The 22,484-nt window shown below is 48.7% G+C and carries 20 protein-coding genes and 1 riboswitch; of the genes, 19 read left to right on the top strand and 1 reads right to left on the bottom strand.

The window, feature by feature from the left end:
- Positions 1 to 61: 61 nt before the first annotated feature.
- The 10 genes from AC0YNT_RS21580 (at position 62) to AC0YNT_RS21535 (ending at position 10,960) form a co-directional block, all read left to right on the top strand.
- Complete coding sequence (locus AC0YNT_RS21580) at positions 62 to 2,308, top strand: heavy metal translocating P-type ATPase (protein WP_475806492.1); 2,247 nt, start codon at positions 62 to 64, stop codon at positions 2,306 to 2,308.
- 143 nt (positions 2,309 to 2,451) lie between these two features.
- Positions 2,452 to 2,668: riboswitch (cobalamin riboswitch) on the top strand.
- A 161-nt stretch (positions 2,669 to 2,829) separates the two neighbouring features.
- On the top strand, positions 2,830 to 3,807 hold the full coding sequence (locus AC0YNT_RS21575) for an ABC transporter substrate-binding protein (protein WP_475806491.1): 978 nt from the start codon (positions 2,830 to 2,832) through the stop codon (positions 3,805 to 3,807).
- A gap of 1 nt (position 3,808) precedes the next feature.
- Positions 3,809 to 4,846 carry a FecCD family ABC transporter permease gene (locus AC0YNT_RS21570; RefSeq protein ID WP_475806490.1) on the top strand — a complete coding sequence of 346 codons (1,038 nt, stop codon included), beginning with the start codon at positions 3,809 to 3,811 and terminating at the stop codon, positions 4,844 to 4,846.
- Positions 4,843 to 5,643: a heme ABC transporter ATP-binding protein gene (locus AC0YNT_RS21565; RefSeq protein WP_475806489.1), complete on the top strand. Its 801-nt coding sequence runs from the start codon at positions 4,843 to 4,845 to the stop codon at positions 5,641 to 5,643. The genes AC0YNT_RS21570 and AC0YNT_RS21565 overlap by 4 nt, the downstream gene beginning before the upstream one ends.
- Positions 5,644 to 5,675: 32 nt before the next feature.
- Positions 5,676 to 6,740 carry a nicotinate-nucleotide--dimethylbenzimidazole phosphoribosyltransferase gene (gene cobT, locus AC0YNT_RS21560; RefSeq protein ID WP_475806488.1) on the top strand — a complete coding sequence of 355 codons (1,065 nt, stop codon included), beginning with the start codon at positions 5,676 to 5,678 and terminating at the stop codon, positions 6,738 to 6,740.
- An 11-nt stretch (positions 6,741 to 6,751) separates the two neighbouring features.
- Positions 6,752 to 7,372 (top strand): bifunctional adenosylcobinamide kinase/adenosylcobinamide-phosphate guanylyltransferase, encoded by a 621-nt coding sequence (gene cobU, locus AC0YNT_RS21555; protein ID WP_475806487.1) that lies wholly within the window; start codon positions 6,752 to 6,754, stop codon positions 7,370 to 7,372.
- A complete protein-coding gene (gene cbiB, locus AC0YNT_RS21550) occupies positions 7,369 to 8,349 on the top strand; it encodes an adenosylcobinamide-phosphate synthase CbiB (protein ID WP_475806486.1) in 981 nt (326 codons plus the stop codon). Before cobU ends, cbiB begins: the two co-directional genes overlap by 4 nt.
- Positions 8,331 to 9,143 (top strand): adenosylcobinamide-GDP ribazoletransferase, encoded by an 813-nt coding sequence (cobS, locus tag AC0YNT_RS21545; RefSeq protein ID WP_475806485.1) that lies wholly within the window; start codon positions 8,331 to 8,333, stop codon positions 9,141 to 9,143. The genes cbiB and cobS overlap by 19 nt, the downstream gene beginning before the upstream one ends.
- 18 nt (positions 9,144 to 9,161) lie before the next feature.
- Positions 9,162 to 10,253 (top strand): threonine-phosphate decarboxylase CobD, encoded by a 1,092-nt coding sequence (gene cobD, locus AC0YNT_RS21540; protein ID WP_475806484.1) that lies wholly within the window; start codon positions 9,162 to 9,164, stop codon positions 10,251 to 10,253.
- Positions 10,250 to 10,960 (top strand): adenosylcobinamide amidohydrolase, encoded by a 711-nt coding sequence (locus AC0YNT_RS21535; protein WP_475806483.1) that lies wholly within the window; start codon positions 10,250 to 10,252, stop codon positions 10,958 to 10,960. Before cobD ends, AC0YNT_RS21535 begins: the two co-directional genes overlap by 4 nt.
- Before the next feature lie 57 nt (positions 10,961 to 11,017).
- Here the strand turns inward: AC0YNT_RS21535 and gluQRS are convergent, their stop codons facing one another.
- Positions 11,018 to 11,986, bottom strand: coding sequence for a tRNA glutamyl-Q(34) synthetase GluQRS (gene gluQRS, locus AC0YNT_RS21530; protein WP_475806482.1), 969 nt, complete (start codon positions 11,984 to 11,986; stop codon positions 11,018 to 11,020).
- A gap of 125 nt (positions 11,987 to 12,111) precedes the next feature.
- Here gluQRS and corA point away from each other — a divergent pair, with 125 nt between their 5' ends.
- From corA to AC0YNT_RS21485, 9 genes are all read left to right on the top strand, one after another.
- Positions 12,112 to 13,065 carry a magnesium/cobalt transporter CorA gene (gene corA / locus AC0YNT_RS21525; protein WP_475806481.1) on the top strand — a complete coding sequence of 318 codons (954 nt, stop codon included), beginning with the start codon at positions 12,112 to 12,114 and terminating at the stop codon, positions 13,063 to 13,065.
- A 30-nt stretch (positions 13,066 to 13,095) separates the two neighbouring features.
- Entirely contained in the window at positions 13,096 to 13,914 is an 819-nt protein-coding gene (locus AC0YNT_RS21520; protein ID WP_475806480.1) for a hypothetical protein, read from the top strand.
- Positions 13,915 to 14,023: 109 nt separating this feature from the next.
- Positions 14,024 to 16,516: an ATP-dependent helicase HrpB gene (gene hrpB / locus AC0YNT_RS21515; RefSeq protein ID WP_475806479.1), complete on the top strand. Its 2,493-nt coding sequence runs from the start codon at positions 14,024 to 14,026 to the stop codon at positions 16,514 to 16,516.
- A 20-nt stretch (positions 16,517 to 16,536) separates the two neighbouring features.
- Positions 16,537 to 16,815, top strand: coding sequence for a DUF1294 domain-containing protein (locus AC0YNT_RS21510; RefSeq protein ID WP_475806478.1), 279 nt, complete (start codon positions 16,537 to 16,539; stop codon positions 16,813 to 16,815).
- A 203-nt stretch (positions 16,816 to 17,018) separates the two neighbouring features.
- Positions 17,019 to 19,100, top strand: coding sequence for a HelD family protein (locus AC0YNT_RS21505; protein WP_475806477.1), 2,082 nt, complete (start codon positions 17,019 to 17,021; stop codon positions 19,098 to 19,100).
- A gap of 104 nt (positions 19,101 to 19,204) precedes the next feature.
- On the top strand, positions 19,205 to 19,993 hold the full coding sequence (locus AC0YNT_RS21500) for a DsbA family protein (RefSeq protein WP_475806691.1): 789 nt from the start codon (positions 19,205 to 19,207) through the stop codon (positions 19,991 to 19,993).
- Between the two features lie 6 nt (positions 19,994 to 19,999).
- Entirely contained in the window at positions 20,000 to 20,446 is a 447-nt protein-coding gene (locus tag AC0YNT_RS21495; RefSeq protein WP_475806476.1) for a disulfide oxidoreductase, read from the top strand.
- A gap of 149 nt (positions 20,447 to 20,595) precedes the next feature.
- Entirely contained in the window at positions 20,596 to 21,279 is a 684-nt protein-coding gene (gene modB, locus AC0YNT_RS21490) for a molybdate ABC transporter permease subunit (protein WP_475806475.1), read from the top strand.
- Positions 21,280 to 21,370: 91 nt separating this feature from the next.
- Positions 21,371 to 22,474 carry a nitric oxide synthase oxygenase gene (locus AC0YNT_RS21485; protein ID WP_475806474.1) on the top strand — a complete coding sequence of 368 codons (1,104 nt, stop codon included), beginning with the start codon at positions 21,371 to 21,373 and terminating at the stop codon, positions 22,472 to 22,474.
- Positions 22,475 to 22,484: the final 10 nt, after the last annotated feature.

Here is a 22,484-nt window from a genome sequence, read left to right as displayed (position 1 = left end):
AGATTAACGCAGGAGCTTGTTCGAGTGGAAGGATGGACAAGTAAAAGGCGGGTGAAGCTGTATGGACGGTATGGATGATAAGGGAATTACGATAGATCTTTCCGTGCAAGGGATGAGTTGTACCGCATGTGCGGCAAGAATTGAGAAAACAGTAGGGAAAATGCCAGGTGTTGAAGCAGTAGCGGTCAGCTATTCAGCAAGAACAGCCTGGGTGCAATATAAGCCTGATCAAATTCAACCGCTTAAGATTATGGAGCAGATCGGCAAGATCGGTTTTAAGGCGGCTCTGCCTGAGCACGCGAAGGAAGGTTTTGAGAAGGAACGCAGCCGGCTTAGGCTAAGGCTGATTATCTCGCTGATCTTAACGGCTCCTTTGCTAACGGCGATGGTTCAGCACTTGGCACCTTTTGCCAAGATCGAGATGCCTTCGTTGTTGACCAATCCTTGGTTGCAGCTTGGACTAGCTACGATTATTCAGTTCATTATTGGCTTGCCATTCTATATCGGGGCTTATCATGCGGTGCGTTCGCGTGCGACCAATATGGACGTGCTGGTAGCGACAGGTACGTCGGCTGCTTATTTGTACAGCCATTACCTTGTGTTTAATGCGGATCGTGCTGCTTTATTTGCGCATGAAGTACCCTTATATTTCGAGACATCAGCTGTTGTCATAACGGCCGTTCTACTTGGCAAATTTATCGAAGCGTCAGTGACCTCTCGGGCACAGTCGGATGCTTCGGGTTACAGCAAGCTGCTGAATACAGTGGTCAGGGTGGAGCGGGCAGGCGTGATGATGGACATTCAAACGGAATTTGTCCGAGAGAATGATTATGTCATTGTCCAAGCTGGACAGGTTATCCCTGTCGATGGGATTATAGCGAGTGGTGAATCGGAAATAAACGAGTCTTTGCTTACAGGTGAAAGCGTACCTCTAGCCAAACGTCCCGGCGATCCCGTGTGGGCGGGTACGAGGAATGACAGTGGAGCATTACGCATTCGAACGACGGCAGCAGGCCATTCCACCATGTTAAGCCGGATTGTTGATTTGGTGCGGCAGGCGCAGCGTTCCAAGTCCATGATTCAACGTCAGGTGGATACGGTATCTGCCTGGTTTGTTCCTGCAATGCTGATGCTGTCGCTTGGTACTTTTGTTCTTTGGATAACGGTGGCCGACCCAGGGAATTGGACGATGGCATTCCGTTGTGCGGTTGCGGTTGTGCTTGCTGCATGCCCATGTGCATTAGGACTTGCTACACCAATCTCGCTTGTTGTAGCTTCAAGCCGGCTTGCGAAACGGGGAATTGTCGTCAAAGAGGCGGGAGCGCTCGAACGGTTAGCTCAGCTCGATATGCTTGTGCTTGATAAGACAGGTACCTTAACAGAAGGGAAGCCGCGTGTCAGTCAAGTGCACACGACGTTTGGCAGCCGCCAAGGTTTGCTGCGTCTCGCAGCTGCGGTTGAGGCAAGCTCCACACATCCACTTGCCATTGCGGTACGAGCGGAAGCTATGCAAGCGGGTCTTGTTCCACCGGCTGCAACGGATTTCGAATATACAACGGGTAAAGGGGTAGAAGCGGTTGTGGAGCAGCGGAAAATTGGTGTTGGCAACGCTAGCTTCGCAGCTTCAAAGCATTGGACGTTCGCAAGCGCTTCGATTCGCAGCTTTGCAGAGGAGCGCCAGCAGCTTGGTGAGACGGTGCTCTATACATCGGATAATAATAAGGTGATCGGAGCAATTTCCTTCATTGATGCCGTTAAGCCTTATGCAAAAGCAGCGGTGACCCAGCTTCGTAAAGCCGGGGTGACGGTAATCGTAGCGACAGGAGATCATCCGGCACCAGCACTAAGCGCGGCACAAATTGCCGGTATCAGCCCAACACAAGTACATGCGAATATGCTCCCTGAGGATAAGCTTGCGCTCGTAGAGAGATTGAAGGAGCAGGATTATAAAGTCGGAATGGCCGGTGACGGCTGGAATGACGCTCCTGCACTAGCTGCAGCCGATGTAGGGATGGCGATGGGAGATGGAACAGATGCGGCCTTAACGGCTGGCCATATTACGCTGCTGCAGCCTCGGATGACAGCTATACCGGAGGCGTTGCTGATCAGCCGTCTGACAGTACGTAATGTCCGGCAGAACTTGACATTTGCTTTTATCTATAACGCTTTGATTATTCCATTCGCAGCCTGCGGACTGCTTCAGCCCTGGATGGCTGGAACAGCGATGGCGTTTAGTTCCGTCTCTGTTGTTGGCAATGCGATCCGGCTTAACGCCCGTCTTAGAAAAGCAGCAGTTCAGTCCTTTTAAAAATATAAGAAAATATAAACTCACTCTATACGGGGCTATATTTCACCCGCAGAACATATGCTGCTGCTTCCAAGTTAGGCGCATCCGTGTAAGCTTGGCTGGACAATTCTAGAATATGGGTGGTATAGTTACGTTGGTCGTAATTGAATATTCGTGAAACAGGTGCTGCTAGAGCCATTAGGCTCTTGCAAGCTTAATAGGGAAGTCCGGTTAAAATCCGGCACGGACCCGCCACTGTAAGAAGTGGTCTACTTTGTATAGACCTGTACGTCAGCATAAGTCACTGGGTAATGAGAGCCTGGGAAGACGCTGTACGTATACGCTTCAAGTCAGGAGACCTGCCTGTTTGCATAACGCTGTACCTACGTGGAATTAGGGAAGTGTTGGAATGAGGGATCTTGTCCTTTTTGCGTTCACGCATAGGGACTTCCGGCATTTCCGGCACATTTGCCGGGAATGCCTTTTTTAATTTCACCAAATAGTAGATGAGGGAGTGCAAAGGTACAATGAAAGAGAGAAACATGAAGAAACTGATTTTGGCAGTCATGCTGACCGCAATGCTTGTAATTATGGCGGCTTGCGGCTCGAACAAAGGCAATACAAATGAGGGAGCAAATACAGGTACAGCCAATACGGCAGCTCCAAGTGAGCAGCCTAGTAATAGTCCTGCTGCAGCAGAGACAGTTTATCCCCTTAAAGTAACGGATTCGACAGGTATAGAGTTATCCTTCGAGAAGGCGCCAACAAAGGTTGTTTCCATAGCGCCAAGTGAGACCGAAGTGATTTATGCTATTGGAGCTGGTGACGAGGTTGTTGGTGTAGACTCTAACAGCAACTATCCAGAAGTAGCAAAGTCGAAGGCTCAAGTAGGGGACATGAATACGAATATTGAAGCAGTAGTAGCGCTTAATCCAGATCTTGTACTGGCTTCATCAAGCATGAATGTCGATGCGATTGAACAGCTTCGTAAGTTGAACATTCCAGTTCTTGCAACTGATCCGTTGACTTATGATGAAACCATTGCCAAAATTGAAACAATCGGTAAAATTATGAATAAGAACGATGAAGCTGCTGGTGTAGCAGAGCATATGCGTACGGTGAAGCAGCAGGTGACTGATGCAGTGAAGGATGCTCCAAAGAAACTTGTTTATCTTGAATTCTCGCCAGGCTGGACAGTTGGTTCGGGTACATTCCTCGACGAGCTGCTCACGATTGCCGGCGGTACGAATGCAAGCAGTGCACAAGCGGGCTGGTATGAAGTAAGTGCAGAAGAGATTGTTAAGCAGAATCCTGCTATTATCCTATATCCTGATTTGGAGGTAGATCCGAACCCGATCGTCTCCGCCCTTAACAGCCGCCCAGGCTGGGATGCGATTGATGCAGTGAAGAACAAACAAATGTTTGCCATCGGCAATGACGAGAGCTCACGCGTAGGCCCACGCCTTGCAGACAGTCTGCTGGAAATTGCGAAAGTTCTTCACCCGGATCTTATTAAGTAATATGAAAAGAAAATTAGCGGTCTACGGAGGAGCAGCCATGCTCCTTCTTGCTGTTTCTATCGTAGCTAGCCTATCGATCGGCTCTTCGACAATTTCATTCTCTGATGTATGGGGGATTCTGTTACACCAGCTTCCATGGATGGATGATGCAAGTGTACATTGGAGCGCTGGAGAGATTGCGATTGTCACACAAGTCAGGCTGTCCCGCGTATTGCTTGGTGTCTTAGTCGGTGCATGTCTTGGGCTTGCTGGAGCAGGTTTTCAAGGTGTACTGCGTAATCCACTTGCCGATCCATATACACTAGGCGTGTCATCTGGCAGCTCGGTAGGAGCGGCTTTTCTTATTTTATTTGGTTACCAGACATTAATTGGCGAGTGGACCATTCCGGTCATTGCTTTTGTAACGGGGACACTCACTTTGCTTGGCGTATTTTTTCTTGCTCGCAGCAGAGGTGTTATGCAGATCGAGACACTTGTATTATCCGGTGTTATTATTCAATCCTTCCTTGGAGCTTTTGTATCGTTGATGGTATCGATGTCGAATGATGTGGTTAACCAGATTTTGTTCTGGCTGATGGGGTCGCTCGCGATGAAGAACTGGGCAGACATTTATGTCGTACTGCCTTGCCTTGTTATCGGCTTGCCGCTGCTCATCGCTTACGGTCAAGCGCTCAATTTGTTTGTACTTGGTGAGCGCCATGCCGCACATCTTGGTATTCGAGTGGAACGGACGAAGCTCATTGTACTTATCGGCTCGACGCTGCTTACGGCGGCAGCTGTATCGGTCAGTGGAGTAATCGGATTTGTAGGACTGGTTGTTCCTCATCTCATCCGATTAATTGTTGGCCCTGATTATCGGTTGTTAATCCCCTTATCTGCGTTTGGCGGAGGCATCTTCATCTTATGGTCGGATACCATTGCACGAGTGGTGCTCGCACCAAAGGAAATCCCGCTAGGTGTTGTTACGGCACTATTAGGAGCTCCGTTCTTTGCTTATTTATTGTATCGACGTAAAAAAGGACAGGAGGGCCAAGTATGATCTCCGTAGAGCGATTAAGCAAGACGGTTAACGGCCGTCCTGTACTAGACAACATCACATTCGACCTGGAGCCAGGCCGAATTCATGGGATTATCGGACCAAACGGTGTAGGCAAATCAACTTTATTGCAGCTGTTATCTGGAGTTATGAAGCCTTCATCCGGCGAGGTAAGTTTTGATGGAGCGAGGATGTCTGGTTACTCCCGGAAGGCGCTTGCGAAAAGGCTTGCCGTGCTTCAACAAGGCGGCCTGCCCCCTGCAGGTTTTACAGTTAGGCAGGTCATTGAGATGGGCAGATTCCCTTATCAGAACTGGTTTGGTGATGAGAGGGAGGACCATTCGGCTTTAATTGATTTTGCTTTAGAGTCGATGGGTTTGACCGTTCTAGCTAATCGGTCATTGGATCAGCTCAGCGGCGGTGAGCGGCAGCGTGTTGCACTGGCGAAAGTGATGGTGCAGGAGCCCGAAGTGATTTTGCTTGATGAGCCTACTACGTATTTGGACATCGGTTATCAGGTGCAGCTGCTCGATACAGTCCGGCAATGGCAGCAGGATCGCGGCCTCACCGTTGTAGCCGTCTTGCATGATCTTAATCTCGCATCTTTGTATTGTGATCAGATCATTGTTTTGCATCAAGGCGGAGTCGCTGCAATTGGTACCCCAAGGGAAGTGCTAACCGAAGCCTTAATCCGTGAAGTGTATCAGACGGAAGCTTCGATCGTGATTCACCCTATTACTGGAACACCACAAATCTTGCTGCAACCTAAGGGTTCAAGACAGATATTAGCTGTTACATAGATACATAAAGAATCGAAAGAAGGTTTGAACTAATGGCTAACTCAGCTTATGCTCAATTGGAGAACGTAATCGGACAAATTGCACCTTACCAAGAATCAGCTGCTCAGCATGCAAAAGCTCATTCTGACCAATTGACGAAACCAACAGGAAGTCTCGGAAAGTTAGAAGATATTGCATTCCGGTTAGCCGGCATTTCAGGCAGATTATGGCCGAACCTCAGCCGAAGAGCAGTTGTCGTGATGGCAGGTGACCATGGTGTCTGCGAGGAAGGGGTAAGTGCTTATCCTCAAGAGGTTACTCCACAGATGGTGCTGAACTTCCTTGGCGGCGGAGCAGCGGTAAATGTGCTTGCTCGTCAAGCAGGAGCTGATGTGTATTGCGTGGATATGGGTGTTAATGCCGATATTGAGCATCCTGATTTGATCAACCGCAAGGTTGTGCGCGGCACAGCCAATATGGCGAAGCAGCCTGCGATGAGCCGTGATGAGGCTATGCAAGCGATTATGGCCGGTGTCCAAGTTGCCGATGATTTGGCGCAGCAGGGGTATCGATTGTTTGCAACGGGCGAGATGGGAATTGGCAATACGACGCCAAGCGCAGCACTAACATCGGTATTAACCGGGTTATCACCGGAACAATCGGTTGGCAGGGGAACGGGCATTAATGACGAGAGCTGGAGACACAAGATCGAGGTCGTTAAACGGGCGATTGCTGTCAACGAGCCAGATGCAGCAGATCCGATTGATGTGCTCGCCAAGGTTGGCGGCGCAGAGATTGCGGGTATGGCTGGTTTCATCATTGGTGCTGCTGCAAATGGATGTCCAGTTGTGATTGACGGTTTTATCTCTTCCGTTGCTGCACTGGTAGCCGTACGATTGGCGGAGCAAGTGAAGCCTTATCTGTTTGCATCTCATTTATCACAAGAGCAGGGACATGCTACTGTGCTGGAATCGATGGGCTTGTCACCGATGGTTCAACTAGATATGCGGCTTGGCGAAGGTACAGGTGCCGTATTATGTTTCCATTTCATTGATGCGGCGTTAAAGCTGATGCAGGAAATGGCGACCTTTGACAGTGCAGGCGTCTCTAGAGAGTAGGTGCTGTTCAGATGGTGATGTTAGTAACAGGCGGTGCGAGGAGCGGCAAAAGCTCCTTCGCTGAGCTGCTGGCTGCTCGGCTAGGAAAAGAAGGAATTTACCTCGCTACGAGCCGAGTCTGGGATGAAGAGATGGCGGAGCGGGTAGAGATGCATCGCCATAACCGGGAGCAAGGCAATTTCAAATGGGTAACCATCGAAGAGCCGATGGAGCTGCCTAGACGTCTGCGTGAGCTGACAAGCGAAGCAGCCAAGCAGATAGAGCTCGGACAGAAACCACTAGTAGTACTCGTTGATTGTTTGACCTTATGGCTGACGAATCTACTGCTGGAAGTAGAAGAGCGGGAACAATCCGAATCAGCGGTAGAACAACATCCTGTTCCTGCTATATGGATGGGTGAACAAATCGATGCATTTATCCGTGCTGCATCGGAATACCCTTATCCTCTCATTCTTGTTACCAACGAAGTGGGAGATGGGATCGTTCCTGCGTATCCGCTTGGCAGAAGATTTAGAGATGAAGCGGGAAGGCTGAATCAACGGATTGCTGCCGCTTCCGAGAAGGTTTTCCTTGTTACAGCGGGAATTCCGATTGAACTAAAAGCCTTACAATTTCGGTGGGAGAGCTTATGATCTTTTATTCCCTGCAAGAAACCTTGCTGCTTATTGCTGCAGCTATTGCGATAGACTGGATCATCGGCGATCCGAAGTGGCCGACCCATCCTGTAATTTGGATCGGTCGGCTTATTCGTGTGCTTGAGAGGCATCTTCGGGCTAATGAGGAGGGGCGAAGCGCTATACAGGTAAAAGCATCTGGTATCCTCCTCATGGCGGTAACCCTGGTGCTATCTTTTGGAACCATGTGGGCAATTACGGCCGCTGCAGCTTGGATTCATCCATGGGTCGGCTATATCGTCAACGCTTGGTTTATTTCAACGACAATTGCTGTTAAAGGACTGAAGGATGCAGCGATGCTCGTCTACCGCCCATTAATTGCCGATAGATTAGAAGACGCACGTAAATACGTGGGATATATCGTAGGTCGTGATACCTCTCAATTAACTCCTTCTGAAGCTTCTAGAGCAGCTGTGGAGACGGTAGCGGAAAATACAGTAGATGCCTTTGTATCGCCGATATTGTTCGCTCTGATTGGAGCTGCGCCAGTTGCCATGATGTATCGTGCTGCCAATACGCTTGATTCCATGGTTGGTTACCGTAATGAGCGTTATGTAAACTTCGGATGGTGTTCGGCAAGGATCGATGATGTTCTGAATTATATACCGGCACGATTAACAGGACTAATGTTAACGGTTGCCGCCCTCCTGCACAAAGGAATGTCCTCAGCACGTGCGTGGTCATCCATTCGTGAGTTTGCTCGCCGCCATCCTAGCCCAAACAGCGGTATTCCGGAATCAGCTGTTGCAGGTGCGCTTGGAATTGAGCTTGGCGGTCTCAATTATTACTTTGGCGAGCCAAGCGAGCGGGCAAGAATGGGTTGGCCGCTAAGAGAGCTGGAGCCTTACGATATTGTGCGTTCCGTTTGGCTGTTGTACGCGGTAAGTATTCTGATGATGGTTGGAGTGTTAACGATATGGTTATTTCTACTATAAAGCGCCATGGACAAGCCGCCGCCGCTGCGCTTCAATTTCTAACGCGAATCCCGGTTCCGCTCACGGTTCCTTTTGAACCGGTGACGCTTGCACGGACGGTCATTTATTTTCCATTCGCGGGTGTAATCATCGGATCTATACTTGCTGGTATGTTCGGTGTGCTCGGGCTCTTTTCACCATCCATGCCTGCAGCTGTGCTGCTGCTTATTGTCTGGACAGCGTTAAGTGGAGGGCTGCATCTAGATGGCTGGATGGATACGGCCGATGGTGTACTTAGTCATCGCTCGCGTGAACGGATGCTGGAAATTATGAAGGACAGCCGTGTTGGCGCTATGGGTGTCATCGCGGCGGTGCTGCTGCTGCTGTTCAAATTCGCTGTGCTGGCGGAATGGCTGGGGCAGGAGGATGGAAAACATGTGGTGTCACTACTTGCGATAGTACCGATCTGGAGCCGGTGGTGGATGGGAGCAGCCATTGCAGGCTGGCCAAATGCGAGACAAGGCGAAGGGATTGGGGCATTGTTCCATCTTGCTTCCCTTCGTGAAGTGACTGGAGGATTTGTTGTAGCAGTCCTCTTAACGGTTATATGTACCACGATTGATGGATTTACGTTGTACGAATCGATAGTCGTCTTGATTGGTTGTGTGTTGCTTACATGGATGATTGGGACATTGCTCGCGGTATGGCTTAGCCGTAAACTTGGCGGATTAACAGGAGATACTTACGGTGCTTTGAACGAAGCGGTTGAAGCGGTTCTATTATTTGCAGGTTTACTGGCTATTCACGTAATCTAGCGATGAGGGGGAACAATCATGCTTGAACGATATGGACATGGAGGAGACTTACGGACGGCGGAAGAAACCTACGGCTTTCCTGCAAGGCAATTTATTGATTTCAGTTCCAATATGAATCCGTTTGGCCCGCCTGAGGGAGTGAAACGTGTCCTATTACAATATGCCGAGCAGATTGACCGGTATCCGGATCCTGCCGTGCGAGGTCTTCGAGCAAAGCTGGCGCAGCTTCATAGAGTGGATGAGCAGTCGATTCTGATTGGGAATGGCGCAGCAGAATTAATTGATCTGGTCGTACGTTCGATTAAGCCAACGATGACTACATTAGCCTATCCTTGTTTCGCGGAGTATGGTGATGCGATTATAAAGGCTGGAGGTTCTATTGCTCCGGTGATGTTATCGCCTGAGAATGATTTTGCCTTGACTGAATCAATGCTTGACGGATGTAACGCTCGTTTTTATATGTTTGGTTCCCCAAACAATCCTACAGGCCAACTAGTTGACCCTGCTCTTATTATGAAGCTGGTCTATCGAGGTGCCACGGTTGTGGTAGATGAAGCGTTTATGGACTTTATACCAGAAGAAGAGAAGTTTACGCTAATCCGAGAGGCTGCTAATCATGACCGATTATTCGTAATCCGATCGATGACCAAGTTTTATGCGATACCGGGTATTCGTCTTGGCTATATGGTGGGAGCACCTCAGCAAATTACGGCATTACGCAAGCTTCAAGTACCATGGAGCGTGAATTCTCTGGCTCAGTTAATTGGAGAAGCGGTACTAGATGAACAAGAGTATGCCGCCCGTACAATGGAATGGCTGAAGGATGAACGTCCTTGGCTCATTGGCAGGCTGGAAGAGCTTGGCCTGCGGGTTGTTTCAGGTGCGGTTAACTATTTGCTTGTACAGCTGCCAGAACGGCCAGGATTGACGGCGGCTAGCCTGCAGTATGAGATGGGGCGGATGGGTGTGCTCATTCGGGATGCTTCCCATTTTATTGGACTAGATGAATCGTATTGCCGATTTGCGATAAAGCTTAGGCATCAGAATAAATGGCTGCTGCAAGCGCTTGAACGAGGTTTAGCCAAATTCCAGGAAGCTGGCATCCGATGAGTCAGCCTTTTCGTCATGGCGATTGCTTTGAGTCTGTCGTTTGGAAAGGCATTAAAATTACACTCCTGGAAGATCGAATCGAAATCGCTAGTCCAGTTCAGCTAAAGACACTAAGTAATGCGATACATAACGGTGGTATGGCAGATGCTTTTACGATTGTGAATTGGAAAGTTCCACTCGATTATGCGGGGACGGATCCGGTGAAGGATACGGAAAGTCAGTTATACCAATGGGGATATGCACCGGAACAAACCATAGGTCTGCTAACGGCGGCCAAGCTGACACATGCCTCGGTAGCCGAGCTGGAAGGGGATCTCTTCAAGCTGCTGTGCATCACTACTGCGGGCACTCGTAATGCGGCTCGAGCAGGATTGCGGAGGGAAACATTCTCGGCCTATTCGGCTGGTACTATTAATACAGTGCTACTCATTGACGGCCAAATGACGGAATCAGCTATGACGAATGCAGTGATCACGTATGCGGAAGCGAAGGCCGCAGCTTTACAGGACTTACAGCTGCTAGATCCGGATAATGGCCAAATTGCCACAGGAACCACGACAGATGCGGTCGTTATTGGGTTTAGCGGGAGTAAGGAATATGGAGCCATACATGCTTATGCTGGAACCGCAACAACAATAGGCAACGCCATTGGCAGACTCGTATACGAGAGGGTATATGAATCATGCCAAACACAGCACGAGAGCTGATTCCGGACCATCACATTGAACGTGGGGCTGGAACTAGCTCTCGTTTTTTTACTCCATTCAGTTGAACAGCTGCTTCATTAAAGTATCATGAATGGTAATTGAATCGTTTGGAATCCGAGCCATTTCAAAACAATGAATAAGCTCAGATGCTGCAACGGGTTCGAACCGTTCGAGTTGACCAGCTAGATAGGCCAGCCAACCGATTATTTGTTCGGAGCGTACGCCTGCTGCTTTTAGCCCCGCGAGGGAAGTATCTCCATGGCGTTTGGCAAGCCGCTTGCCGTCTTCACCAAGCAAGAGGGGTATATGCGCAAAACGTGGCGCTTGCAAACCAAGAGCATCGTACAACATGAGCTGACGTGGTGTGGAATCCAGCAGATCTCCTCCACGCAGGACATCTGTGATTCCCATGGCTGCGTCATCTACAACAACCGCAAGTTGATAGCTCACGATTCCGTCTGCGCGCCGAACAACGAAGTCGCCGCCTGCTCCAGGCGGGAAGTGTTGGATACCGGCTATGCCATCGTTAAATAGAATTGGCCTTTCTTCATCTGTACGGAACCGAAGGGAAGGATCCTTATGGACTTGCCGTTCCTGTCTCTGTTCGGCGGTAAGCAGGCGGCAAGTATCTGGATAGGCTGGTCCTTCGGCTGACAGCCCATGTGGTGCGCTGGCGATAGCATGAAGCTCAGCGCGGCTGCAATAGCAGGGATAAAGTTGACCGCTTTGCAGAAGCTTGTCCATGGCGGCTCCATAGAGATGAATTCTTTCATTTTGTGTGTAGGGAGCATACGGCCCGCCAACATCCGGGCCTTCGTCCCAATCCAGCCCAAGCCAGCGCAGATCGGTGAGCGCTTGCTCTGCAAGCTCTGGGCGGCAGCGCGGCCCGTCGATGTCTTCCATCCGCAGAACAAATTGTCCGTTCTGTTTGCGGATCTGCAGCCAAGCGAGCAAGGCTGCCCAAGCGTTGCCGAGATGCATCATCCCGGACGGAGTAGGGGCGAAGCGTCCGCGTATATTCGACATAACGATCGACTCTCCTTTATTGACAACGATGATAGCATGACCTTTTTACCGTGTGCAACTTTTTTACAGAATGGCTTCTACACGTTAAAATAGGAGAATCGGTTATTACGATGGAGGATACAGCTATGATTCGAATAAAAGGGTATACGAAAGATAAGACGTGGATGAATGACCTGCAACTAAATGATTTGAAGGAGCTCGATTTGGACTGGTATTGGGTGGACTTCAGTGAACCGGTTCCTGCGGAGACGAAGCTGCTCGACACTTATTTTCATTTTCATCCTCTGGCTATTGAGGATTGCTGCCACTTGCTGCAGCGTCCGAAGCTTGACCACTACGATGATACGCATTTTTTTGTACTGCATTCAATTGACGCCAGGAGCCTGGAGGTACAAGAGGTTAATCTATTTATTGGTCCCCGGTTTATTGTGACCTATCATGTGCAGGAATCGCATGAGATTAACGATGCGTGGGGGAAGATTCATCATGCCTCCAAGCTTGGTGAGGACGGCTATATGTTCGCGGCATATATGATTATTGACCAGTTGGTCGATCAATATTTTCCCGCTGTACAGGAGCTTGAAGAGCAAGTGCTCGATATGGAGATTGGAAGTGGAAGTGATAGCTCGGATCAGATGACAATGGACGAGATCTTTAATATCCGTTCACGGCTGTTGAGGCTCCGTAAGACGATTTTGCCAATGCGGGATTTGCTCTACCGTACGCTTAATACCGAACGAATTGAAGGACTTAACGGTTATCTAGCATTCTATAGGGATATTTATGACCATCTCCTCAAGTTGACGGAAATGACAGATGCTGCACGTGAAATGACTGCGGATTTGCGGGACAGCTTTATGTCCTATAGCTCGAATCGGATGAACTCGATTATGAAGACGCTGACGGTTATTACGACGATCTTTATGCCACTGACGTTTCTTGCTGGGATCTATGGGATGAATTTTAATAATATGCCGGAGCTTAGATGGCACTGGGGATATTTTGGACTAATAGGCTTTATGGTGTTGATCGGGGCAGGTATGTACGTCTGGTTCCGTAGAAAAGGCTGGTTCGATTAGGAAGAGAATGGCGGGGGATTGAAGTACATAATGAATAACGAATCGATAGAGACAATCAATCGAAAGAGAAAACTGCAAATCATTGCCGTGATGGGAGGGATCTTCCTAGTCCTTGCACTGCTGTTTGCTGTGATGCTCTACGCTCTTCAAGTGAAGAGTAAAGGGTCTGTAGAAAAGGGGCCTTCTGCCTATACATACGAAGAACTGTTATCATCAAACGGGATGGAACTGCATGTGCTAAAGACGAGCCCATCGAATGTAACGCTCACTTCTATTCAGAATAATGTTGCACTAACACCGTATTATGGCGTGAATGGCGGATTCTTCTACGAGAAGGCGCTGCTTAGTATTGCTGTTGTTGACGGGATGCCTGTTAACGGTGAGATCAAAGAGTATGGTTCAGGTGATGAAAATGCTAAATATGCACGGGGAACACTCGTCTGGGATGGAGCATCCGATAAGTTGTCTGTCCAAGTGGTACGTAACGCATCTGATCTGAAGGTAATGGATCATACGAGATTTTGGGCGCAGGGCGGAATTAGTATGAGCCTTGGCGAAGATCAAGATTGGCTTGAACAAATGAAGAACGAGCAGGCACCAAATCCAGAGGATAATCGTCTTCGTTCCGCGATGGCATATGACCACGAAGGTATGTTGTATTTGATTGTCAGCAGTACCAAAGGCTCCCTGCAAGCGTTCCGTGATGCAATTGTGGAGCAGGTGGCAGGAGGCAAACTGGAAGACGGTATTTTCTTGGACGGCGATGGCTCTTCTCAGCTTCGGTCAGCGGAAAAAATATTGACCGGCGATAATCGCCCGGTTGCTCAGATGGTCCGGCTTGTGAAATAATTTACGGCATTAATTATTAGTTATTTTACGTCATTAAATAATATTTATTAATGGCATTAATTTGTTGGTGATTAACGAGGTTAAACGAATGAGAGGAAATGTGTGAATCATGACGCAACTGCCAATAGACCAAGTATTGCCTCAAGTTTTGGAGGCGCTGCAGAAAGGAACAAATGCCGTATTAGTCGCTGAGCCCGGTGCAGGTAAGACGACTCGAGTTCCGCTTGCTCTTCTTAAGGAAGCTTGGCTGGAGGGACGCAAGATTATTATGCTGGAGCCGCGCCGACTTGCTGCACGATCTGCTGCGAAGTATATGGCGAGCATGCTTGGAGAACAAGTTGGCGATACCGTTGGTTACCGTGTCCGTCTTGATACGAAGGTAAGCGCGCGAACGAAGATTGAAGTCGTTACAGAAGGTGTCCTAACGAGAATGCTGCAAGAGGATCAAGCTTTGGAACAGGTTGGGGCTGTCTTATTTGATGAATTCCATGAGCGGCATCTTCACGGTGATCTTGGACTGGCGTTAGCCTTGCAATCCCAAACCCTGCTGCGAGAGGATCTACGTCTTGTAGTCATGTCTGCAACACTTGATGCGGAGCCGGTGGCGGAGCTGCTAGGTGGAGCTCCAATCATTAAGAGCAGCGGTCGAGTATACCCGGTGGAGACGTTTTATCGGAGCACAAGGATGGAAGGCAGGGTTGAGCCGCAAATTGCGCAGACAATCGTACAAGCTCTTCGTGAACATGCTGGTGATGTGCTTGTCTTTCTGCCTGGGATAGGGGAGATTCGGCGTACAGCTGGTTTACTTGCTCAAGCCGGGCTAGATTCATCCATTCGAATAACCGAGCTCCATGGCAGTCTGCCGCTGGAGGCACAGGATGCGGCAGTTGCACCATGCAAGCCAGGCTACCGTAAAGTTGTTCTCGCCACCTCGATTGCGGAGTCCAGCTTAACGGTAGAGGGAATACGGATCGTTGTGGACAGCGGCCTTATGCGGGTACCACGCTTCTCGCCTCGTACGGGGATGACAAGACTTGCGACAACTTCTGTATCGCAGGCTTCCGCTGATCAGCGGCGAGGTCGGGCAGGACGCCTCGCACCTGGTGTCTGCTACCGGCTTTGGACCGAGCAGGAGCATCCTTATTTGCCACTTCAGAACACCCCAGAACTGCTAGAGACAGACTTGACGCCGTTAGCGCTCGAGCTTGCCGTATGGGGAGTGATGGAACCTACTGAACTGGCATGGCTTGATCCTCCGCCACAAGTTGCCTACCGCCAATCGATTGAACTCTTAACGCTGCTGCATGCTATAGATGAAGAGGGAAGACCAACGGAGTGGGGAGACCGAATCGCGAAGCTAGGTCTCCATCCAAGACTAGGATTCATGTTGCTGAAGGCAGAGCAGCTAGGCTTAGCAGCGGCAGCATGTGAGCTCGCTGCTCTTCTTAGTGAGCGTGATCTGCTGCCACAGGAGCGTAATGTGGATGTTAGGCTTCGACTAGAAGTGCTACGCGGCTATAGTGGCCGGCTGGAAGCGGATCGGGGAGCCATACAGCGAGTTAAGGCTCAGGCTCAGCAATGGAGCCGAATGCTTCAGGATAATGGGAAGCAGCAGCAACTGGCTGTTGGATCGGAAGGTATTGCCGAGTTAGGTTTGCTTCTTGCCTTCGCTTATCCGGACCGAATTGCACAGCGGCGATCGGATGGCCGATATTTGCTTGCGAACGGAAGAGGAGCTGTGCTGCCAGAGCTTCAGCCCATGTCTCGAGCGGCGTATCTTGTGGCTGCTGAGCTGGATGATGCGGGAATGGAAAGCCGAATCCGGCTCGCGGCTGAGCTGAATATGGACAGGCTGGAGCAGGCAGCAGGTGAACAGCTGCAAGTAGAAGAAGTTGTGGAATGGGACATGGACGCACACGCGGTTCGAGCCCGCCGAAGAATCCGGCTTGGCGCTATTATTTTAAAGGAAGCACCGCTTCAGCAGCCCTCACCTGAACGAGTAGCAATAGCGCTGGCTGACGGAATTGCCCGCGAAGGGCTGGAGCTGTTATCCATGACGAAAGCTGCTAAGCAGCTGCAGGCGAGAATGCTCCAGATGGCACATCATAACAGTGGATGGCCAGACGTATCCGAAGAAACGCTTCTTGCAACGGTCCAAGACTGGCTGTTGCCTCATCTATATGGAATGAAAAACCGCTCCGATCTGCAGCGGCTTAATATGGTCCAGCTGCTGGAAGGATTGCTGAGCTGGGCGCAGCGGCAGGAGCTTGACGAGCAGGTACCGACACATATGACGGTTCCAAGCGGTTCGCGAATACCGATTGATTATAGCGATCCAGATGCCCCGTTTATTGCGGTGCGTCTTCAGGAGCTGTTTGGACTTCAAGAAACGCCGCGGCTTGCAGGAGGAAGGCTTCCACTAACGCTGCACTTGCTGTCGCCTTCGCAGCGACCAGTTCAAGTGACGAGAGACTTACGAAGCTTCTGGAATGAGGCTTATTTTGAAGTGAAGAAGGATTTGAAGGGACGATATCCGAAGCATTATTGGCCGGATGATCCTTATGCGGCACAGCCGACGAATCGGGTAAAGCCGCGTACTTAAGCAGGAGCAGGGGGATTATTATGGAGATTCTTATTATCTATTTACTTGTTATTAATATAATTGCTTTTGTCATTATGGGAATGGACAAGAGCTACGCCAGACATAAGAAGAGACGTGTACCGGAGAAAAGGCTGTTTGGTATTAGTGCAATCGGTGGGGCACTTGGTGCCTGGATCGGGATGCAGGTATGGCGGCACAAAACCAAACATACTTCTTTTCGGGTAGGTATTCCGCTCTTATTTATCTTTAATCTGGTAGTCATCTATTACCTATTGGGATTGATCGGAATGAATTTCTAGCTGTAATTGCTTACAACTCTCGTCCTGTGGTATATTGGTTATTCGTTTTTTCCAAATTGCTTACGAGGTAAGAATCACCGCCAGTGGCTGTATTGCAGCCTATGGTACGATAATTCTTTGGATTATGCTTACGATGCAAGAATCACCGCCAATGGCTGTATTGCAGCCTATGGTACGATAATTCTTTTTAGGAGGTAACTGACATGACACAGGTTCAAAGTGCCTATCAAGAAGAGCAAGAAAGACTGGCTCGATCGATGGACGATATTAAGAGTCAGCTGGCTGGCATTGGCCCCCGTTATACGGGTGATGATTTTACGGAGCAAATGCTCGATTTGCAGCGTGAAGAACGCAAACGGCGTCTGGAGGTAGCCTTCCGTGAACCCTACTTCGGTAGAATTGACTTCGAAGAGCTGCCAAATGGCGAGAATAAGCCGTTGTATATCGGCAAAGCTGGTGTTGCGAAGCAAGGCAGCAATGAGCTGCTCGTAGTAGATTGGCGTGCCCCTGTAGCCAGCCTATTCTATTCTTTTACAGGCGGGGAGGATGCAGCTGCCTATGTCGCGCCGGAAGGCGAGATAGAAGGCTTTGTTCATCTGAAGCGTAACTTTATGGTAAGGCAAGGCGAGCTTGTCCGTATGGTAGACAGCTATGTTCGTGGGAAAGATGAAGAATCCGTAACGGATGAATTCCTCTTATACCGCCTAGGCGAGAACAAAGATAATAAATTGCGGGATATCGTTTCTACGATCCAGCATGAGCAGGACAGAATCATCCGGTCGGAACGTAATAAGGCCCTGTTCATTCAAGGGGTTGCAGGTAGTGGTAAAACAACAGTAGCTCTTCACAGGCTGGCGTTCCTGCTTTATCAATATGCTGACCGAGTAAAAGCTGAGCGGATGATTATTTTCGCTCCTAACCGTATGTTCCTTGATTATATCTCCGGAGTCCTCCCTGAGCTTGGGGTAGGCGACATTCTGCAAACGACATTCGTTGACTGGTCGCTGGAGCTGCTTGGCCATGAGGTGAAGCTGCGCAGTGCATCAGATGCTCTATCGTATTGGTTTGAGGAGCATCGATCGGCAGAAGAGATGGCGAATGCACCGGGCAGAATAAAAGGCTCGCTCACATTTAAAGAAGCGATCGACGCCCGCATCGAAGAGCTCGAGCAGCGGCTTGTACCCGTTATTCCTTTTGAGCCTCTGCCAGGATTGATTTTAAAACCAGAACTCATGAAAGAATGGTTCGAAACCGATTACGGTGATGAGACTTTAATGAAGAAGCGGGACCGACTCGTCAACCGTATTCGCCGCTGGTTTGAATCGGAGCTGAAGCTTCGCAAGGTCGTAGATAAGAAGCTGCGCGCCAAAGCACAGACTAAATTGACCGCCTTTTCGAAAAAAATCCCATCTTTCACGGCACCTCAGCTATATGCTTCCTTGTTCCAAGGAAAACAAGCTGTGACGGTTATCCCGAAAGCAATTGCCTCGGCAACGGCAGCTTCCTTAAAGAACGGACAGGTAGAAGCTGAAGACCTAGCACCGCTAGTATACATTCACCTGCGTCTGTATGGCCTGCAGATTTCGTCTTACGACCATATCGTTATTGACGAAGCACAAGACTACTCTCCATTCCAGCTTGAAGCGCTGAGATTGTGTCAGAAATCACCATCGATGACGGTGCTTGGTGACTTGCAGCAGGGGATTCATGCTTACGCTGGTATTCAGAGCTGGACGGAGCTTATTGATCTATTCACAGAAGAGCAGACAGGTTTCTTCGAACTGAACCGAAGCTATCGTTCAACTATGGAGATTATTGAATTCGCGAATCGTATTCTGGGAGCAATGGGCGGTGGTGTAAAACCGGCAGTACCTGTGTTCCGGAGCGGCGATCCAGTTGAGGTTGAGCAAGTCACTGATAAAGAATGGTTGAGCAAAGTTGTATCGTCCGTTCAAGAATGGCAGGCTACTGGCCAATTCCAGACGATCTCGGTTATCGGCCGCACAGCAGAGCAGTGTTCAGAACTACATGAGTTCTTGCTTAGCAAGGGACTTGATGCATCATTGGTCCAAAGCAAACAGCCGGAGTATGGCGGAGGCTTATCTGTTGTGCCGGTGTATTTGTCCAAAGGACTGGAGTTCGACGCGGTATTAATTGCCGACGCAGGAGCAGATAAGTATTCGGATAATGATGCAAAGCTGTTGTATGTAGGTTGTACAAGAGCACTGCATAAGTTGAAACTGCTTCATCGCGATTCCTTAACGTCATTAATTAGTAAAGAATAGTTACTTTAAATATGACAGTATTTCGTCATGTTGGAGCTTCATATTGACATTAATGCCCGTTGAAACTAGGCTACAAGTATAGGCGTATTCCGAGCACCGTGCGTATGAAATTGTGTGCGGTGCTGCTGAGCCTCATTCAAATGCCGGGAAGGGAATGGACAAGTTTGAGTAATCAAGTGAAAGCGAAACAACGGCCAAGGCCAAATACGAAGTATCAACCGGTTAAGAAGCAATCCAACAAGTCGCTGATCGTATTAACACTGGCGATTGTAGCTGTTATTGTCGTTATTATTCTTGGCATCAATCATCAATCGAAACAACAAGCGGAATTAAGCAACAAGGTGTATGATATCGATTTAACTGGCATGCCTATGAAGGGAAGTGCAGATGCTCCGGTCAAAATTGTCGAGTTCGGCGATTATAAATGTCCGGTTTGTCAATATTTTGCGCAGAACGTAGAGCCTCAGATTGAAAAAGATTTCATCGATACAGGTAAAGCAGCACTTTATTTCGCGAATTATACGTTTATCGGTCCTGACTCCGTAACCGCAGCATTGGCGGCGGAATCTGTACAACAGCAAAGCAATGAGGCTTTCTGGCCTTATTACAAAGCGATCTATGATAACCAACAAAATGAGAAGACCAATTGGGCAACATCAGATTATCTGGTACAACTCGCGAAGGATGCGAATCTTTCGATTGACTTCGACAAGCTGAAGAAGGATATCGACAATAAGACGTACCAAAGCGAAGTGAACAAGGATAATGCAATGGTAGGCCCGCTGAATGTTACCGGTACACCAACACTCTTTATTAATGGAGTGCAATATGCAGGCAACCTTGATTACGCGAGCATCAAAGCAGCAATTGATGAAGCGGTTAATAAGGAGTAGGAACGATTGACAACGACAAATGAAACCGAAATCTATGAAAGCTGGTTCCAGCGATATGGTTTGTATTTGGCTTGGATTGTCTCATTAGTTGCTACAGGAGGATCCTTGTATTTCAGTGAAATACGCGGGTTTATCCCATGTGATTTGTGCTGGTACCAGCGTATCTTCATGTATCCGCAAGTTATTCTGCTTGGCATTGCTGTTTACCGCGGTGACCGCAGAATCATTGGTTATGTATTGCCGCTTAGTGTGATTGGGATGCTCATTTCGATCTATCATAATTTTGAGATCTGGTTCCCAAAGGTTGGCGAAATGATGCCGTGCCGCTCAGGTATTCCATGCAACTATGATTATTTGAACTGGCTTGGTTTCATTACGATCCCGCTAATGGCATTGACGGCATTTATCTTAATCCTTATTTTCTTGGTGCTTGGCCGTCAGAAAAGCGAATAATTAAGATGGTTAATTATAATCGCCGCATTCTCTTCAGATTGAAGGAATGTGGCGATTTTTCTGTTTAATATTGATGTGACATTTACACTTTGCATAGGGCCTGTCTATAATGGTTTACATCATGGGTATTGGTATCGGAGTGAATCAGATTGTCGGAATGGACTTGGGAGGATTGGTCAGCACCGCTGGTGTTATCCTTGAAAATATGTTTTACAGCCAGCCTATTCGTAGCCATTCTTGGAGTATGGGCTGCCTGGTGGATGACGAGAAAGAAACGCCGAGGGAGGCTTATTCTTGAGACGATATTTATGCTGCCTCTTGTATTGCCGCCTACGGTCATTGGATTCCTGTTGCTTGTTACGCTAGGTCGGAGAGGATGGGTTGGAATCGCTTATGAATGGCTGTTTAATCAGCCTATTATCTTCACTTGGATTGCTGGCGTCATTGCAGCTGTAGTGGTCGCATTCCCACTTGTATATCAAACGATGAAGACAGGTTTTCAAGGGGTAGAGCGGCATCTGGAGGATTCAGCAAGATCGGTTGGAGCAGGTGAATGGCAGGTGTTTCGTTATATAACGCTGCCTCTAGCTGGTCGTTCGTTCGTATCTTCCTACATTCTTGGCTTCGCTAGAAGTCTTGGAGAGTTTGGAGCAACCCTTATGATAGCAGGTAATATCCCAGGAGTGACTCAAACAACACCAACAGCGATCTATACTGCAGTCGAATCTGGACATATGCCGTTAGCCTGGTCATGGACAGCAGCTATTATCGCAGTATCCTTCCTGATGTTAATTGTGACAGGACGGTTAAATGAAACGTTGAACAATAAGTGAACTCCGTTGTTTCCAGGCTCACTGAGGTGGCGACTAAGGAAAAAATACGGTATCTTAAGAGGAAAGTCGTTTTAGGAAGTAGGCACAAAGTATGATTGCAACAGAACTCTACAAAGAGGCAGAGCAGTTTATCGCCGATTGTTATATAGAATTAGGAAAAACCGAAAAAGAAGCAAAGCAGCGGCTTGCGGAAATTGAGCAGTCTATCTTAAAGACAGGCAGCTATGAGCATACCATGGAGGAGCTCCGTCACGGAGCAAGAGTGGCTTGGCGCAACAGCAATCGCTGTATTGGCCGTTTATTCTGGCAGTCACTTGAAGTGAGAGATGCTCGTTCTTTACATAAGTCGGATGAAATTGCAGACTCGATATTTAATCACATGAAATATGCAACAAATGATGGGCGTATTCGTCCTACAATTACGGTCTTTGCCCCGCAGCAGGGAGAGAAGCGAATTCGTATATGGAATCATCAGTTGGTACGTTATGCTGGGTATGACACGGAAATGGGAGTGGTTGGTGACCCAGCTTCAGTTGCTTTTACCCGTGTATGTACAACATTGGGCTGGCAAGGTGCAAGGACTGCTTTTGATATTCTGCCGCTTGTTATTCAAGTGAATAATGAGCCGCCGAGATGGTATGAGCTGCCGGAAGGACTTGTGAAGGAAGTGCCCTTATCCCATCCGGAAATCGCAAATTTTGAGGAGCTAAATCTGCGATGGTATGCCGTTCCGTTCATCTCGGATATGTTGCTGGAGATCGGTGGTATCACGTATACAGCGGCGCCGTTTAACGGCTGGTACATGGGAACGGAAATCGGAGCACGCAATCTTGCTGATACTGGCCGATATAATCAGCTTCCGAACGTTGCCAAGCTTATGGGCCTTGATACAACGACTAATACTTCCCTATGGAAGGATCGTGCGATGACAGAGATGAACGTTGCTGTTATTCATTCTTACAAAAAACACGGCGTCAGCATCGTTGATCATCATACAGCTGCCGAGCAGTTCATGCGTTTCGCTCAGCAGGAGCAAAATAACGGTCGCCATTTAACTGGCAATTGGTCTTGGTTAATTCCACCGATGTCGCCGTCTACAACACCGGTCTGGCATCGCGGATTTGATAACACGGAGCTGAAGCCGACTTATCGCTATCAGAAGCTGCCATATGTTCTTAATGATTATGAAGCTTAATGACATGGGG

It is taken from the genome of Paenibacillus sp. J22R56, assembly GCF_056269375.1.
This window is presented reverse-complemented; position numbering and strand designations above follow the sequence as displayed.

Bases quoted from the DNA above. Each gene is read 5' to 3' on its own strand.
- AC0YNT_RS21535 (WP_475806483.1), top strand. From the start codon at position 10,250: ATGAGTCAGCCTTTTCGTCATGGCGATTGCTTTGAGTCTGTCGTTTGG.
- AC0YNT_RS21565 (WP_475806489.1), top strand. From the start codon at position 4,843: ATGATCTCCGTAGAGCGATTAAGCAAGACGGTTAACGGCCGTCCTGTA.
- AC0YNT_RS21570 (WP_475806490.1), top strand. From the start codon at position 3,809: ATGAAAAGAAAATTAGCGGTCTACGGAGGAGCAGCCATGCTCCTTCTT.
- cobT (WP_475806488.1), top strand. From the start codon at position 5,676: ATGGCTAACTCAGCTTATGCTCAATTGGAGAACGTAATCGGACAAATT.
- AC0YNT_RS21505 (WP_475806477.1), top strand. From the start codon at position 17,019: ATGACACAGGTTCAAAGTGCCTATCAAGAAGAGCAAGAAAGACTGGCT.
- gluQRS (WP_475806482.1), bottom strand. From the start codon at position 11,986: ATGTCGAATATACGCGGACGCTTCGCCCCTACTCCGTCCGGGATGATG.
- AC0YNT_RS21575 (WP_475806491.1), top strand. From the start codon at position 2,830: ATGAAGAAACTGATTTTGGCAGTCATGCTGACCGCAATGCTTGTAATT.
- cobS (WP_475806485.1), top strand. From the start codon at position 8,331: ATGGTTATTTCTACTATAAAGCGCCATGGACAAGCCGCCGCCGCTGCG.
- hrpB (WP_475806479.1), top strand. From the start codon at position 14,024: ATGACGCAACTGCCAATAGACCAAGTATTGCCTCAAGTTTTGGAGGCG.
- AC0YNT_RS21485 (WP_475806474.1), top strand. From the start codon at position 21,371: ATGATTGCAACAGAACTCTACAAAGAGGCAGAGCAGTTTATCGCCGAT.
- cbiB (WP_475806486.1), top strand. From the start codon at position 7,369: ATGATCTTTTATTCCCTGCAAGAAACCTTGCTGCTTATTGCTGCAGCT.
- AC0YNT_RS21520 (WP_475806480.1), top strand. From the start codon at position 13,096: ATGAATAACGAATCGATAGAGACAATCAATCGAAAGAGAAAACTGCAA.
- AC0YNT_RS21510 (WP_475806478.1), top strand. From the start codon at position 16,537: ATGGAGATTCTTATTATCTATTTACTTGTTATTAATATAATTGCTTTT.
- corA (WP_475806481.1), top strand. From the start codon at position 12,112: ATGATTCGAATAAAAGGGTATACGAAAGATAAGACGTGGATGAATGAC.
- cobU (WP_475806487.1), top strand. From the start codon at position 6,752: ATGGTGATGTTAGTAACAGGCGGTGCGAGGAGCGGCAAAAGCTCCTTC.
- cobD (WP_475806484.1), top strand. From the start codon at position 9,162: ATGCTTGAACGATATGGACATGGAGGAGACTTACGGACGGCGGAAGAA.
- AC0YNT_RS21500 (WP_475806691.1), top strand. From the start codon at position 19,205: ATGAAATTGTGTGCGGTGCTGCTGAGCCTCATTCAAATGCCGGGAAGG.
- AC0YNT_RS21580 (WP_475806492.1), top strand. From the start codon at position 62: ATGGACGGTATGGATGATAAGGGAATTACGATAGATCTTTCCGTGCAA.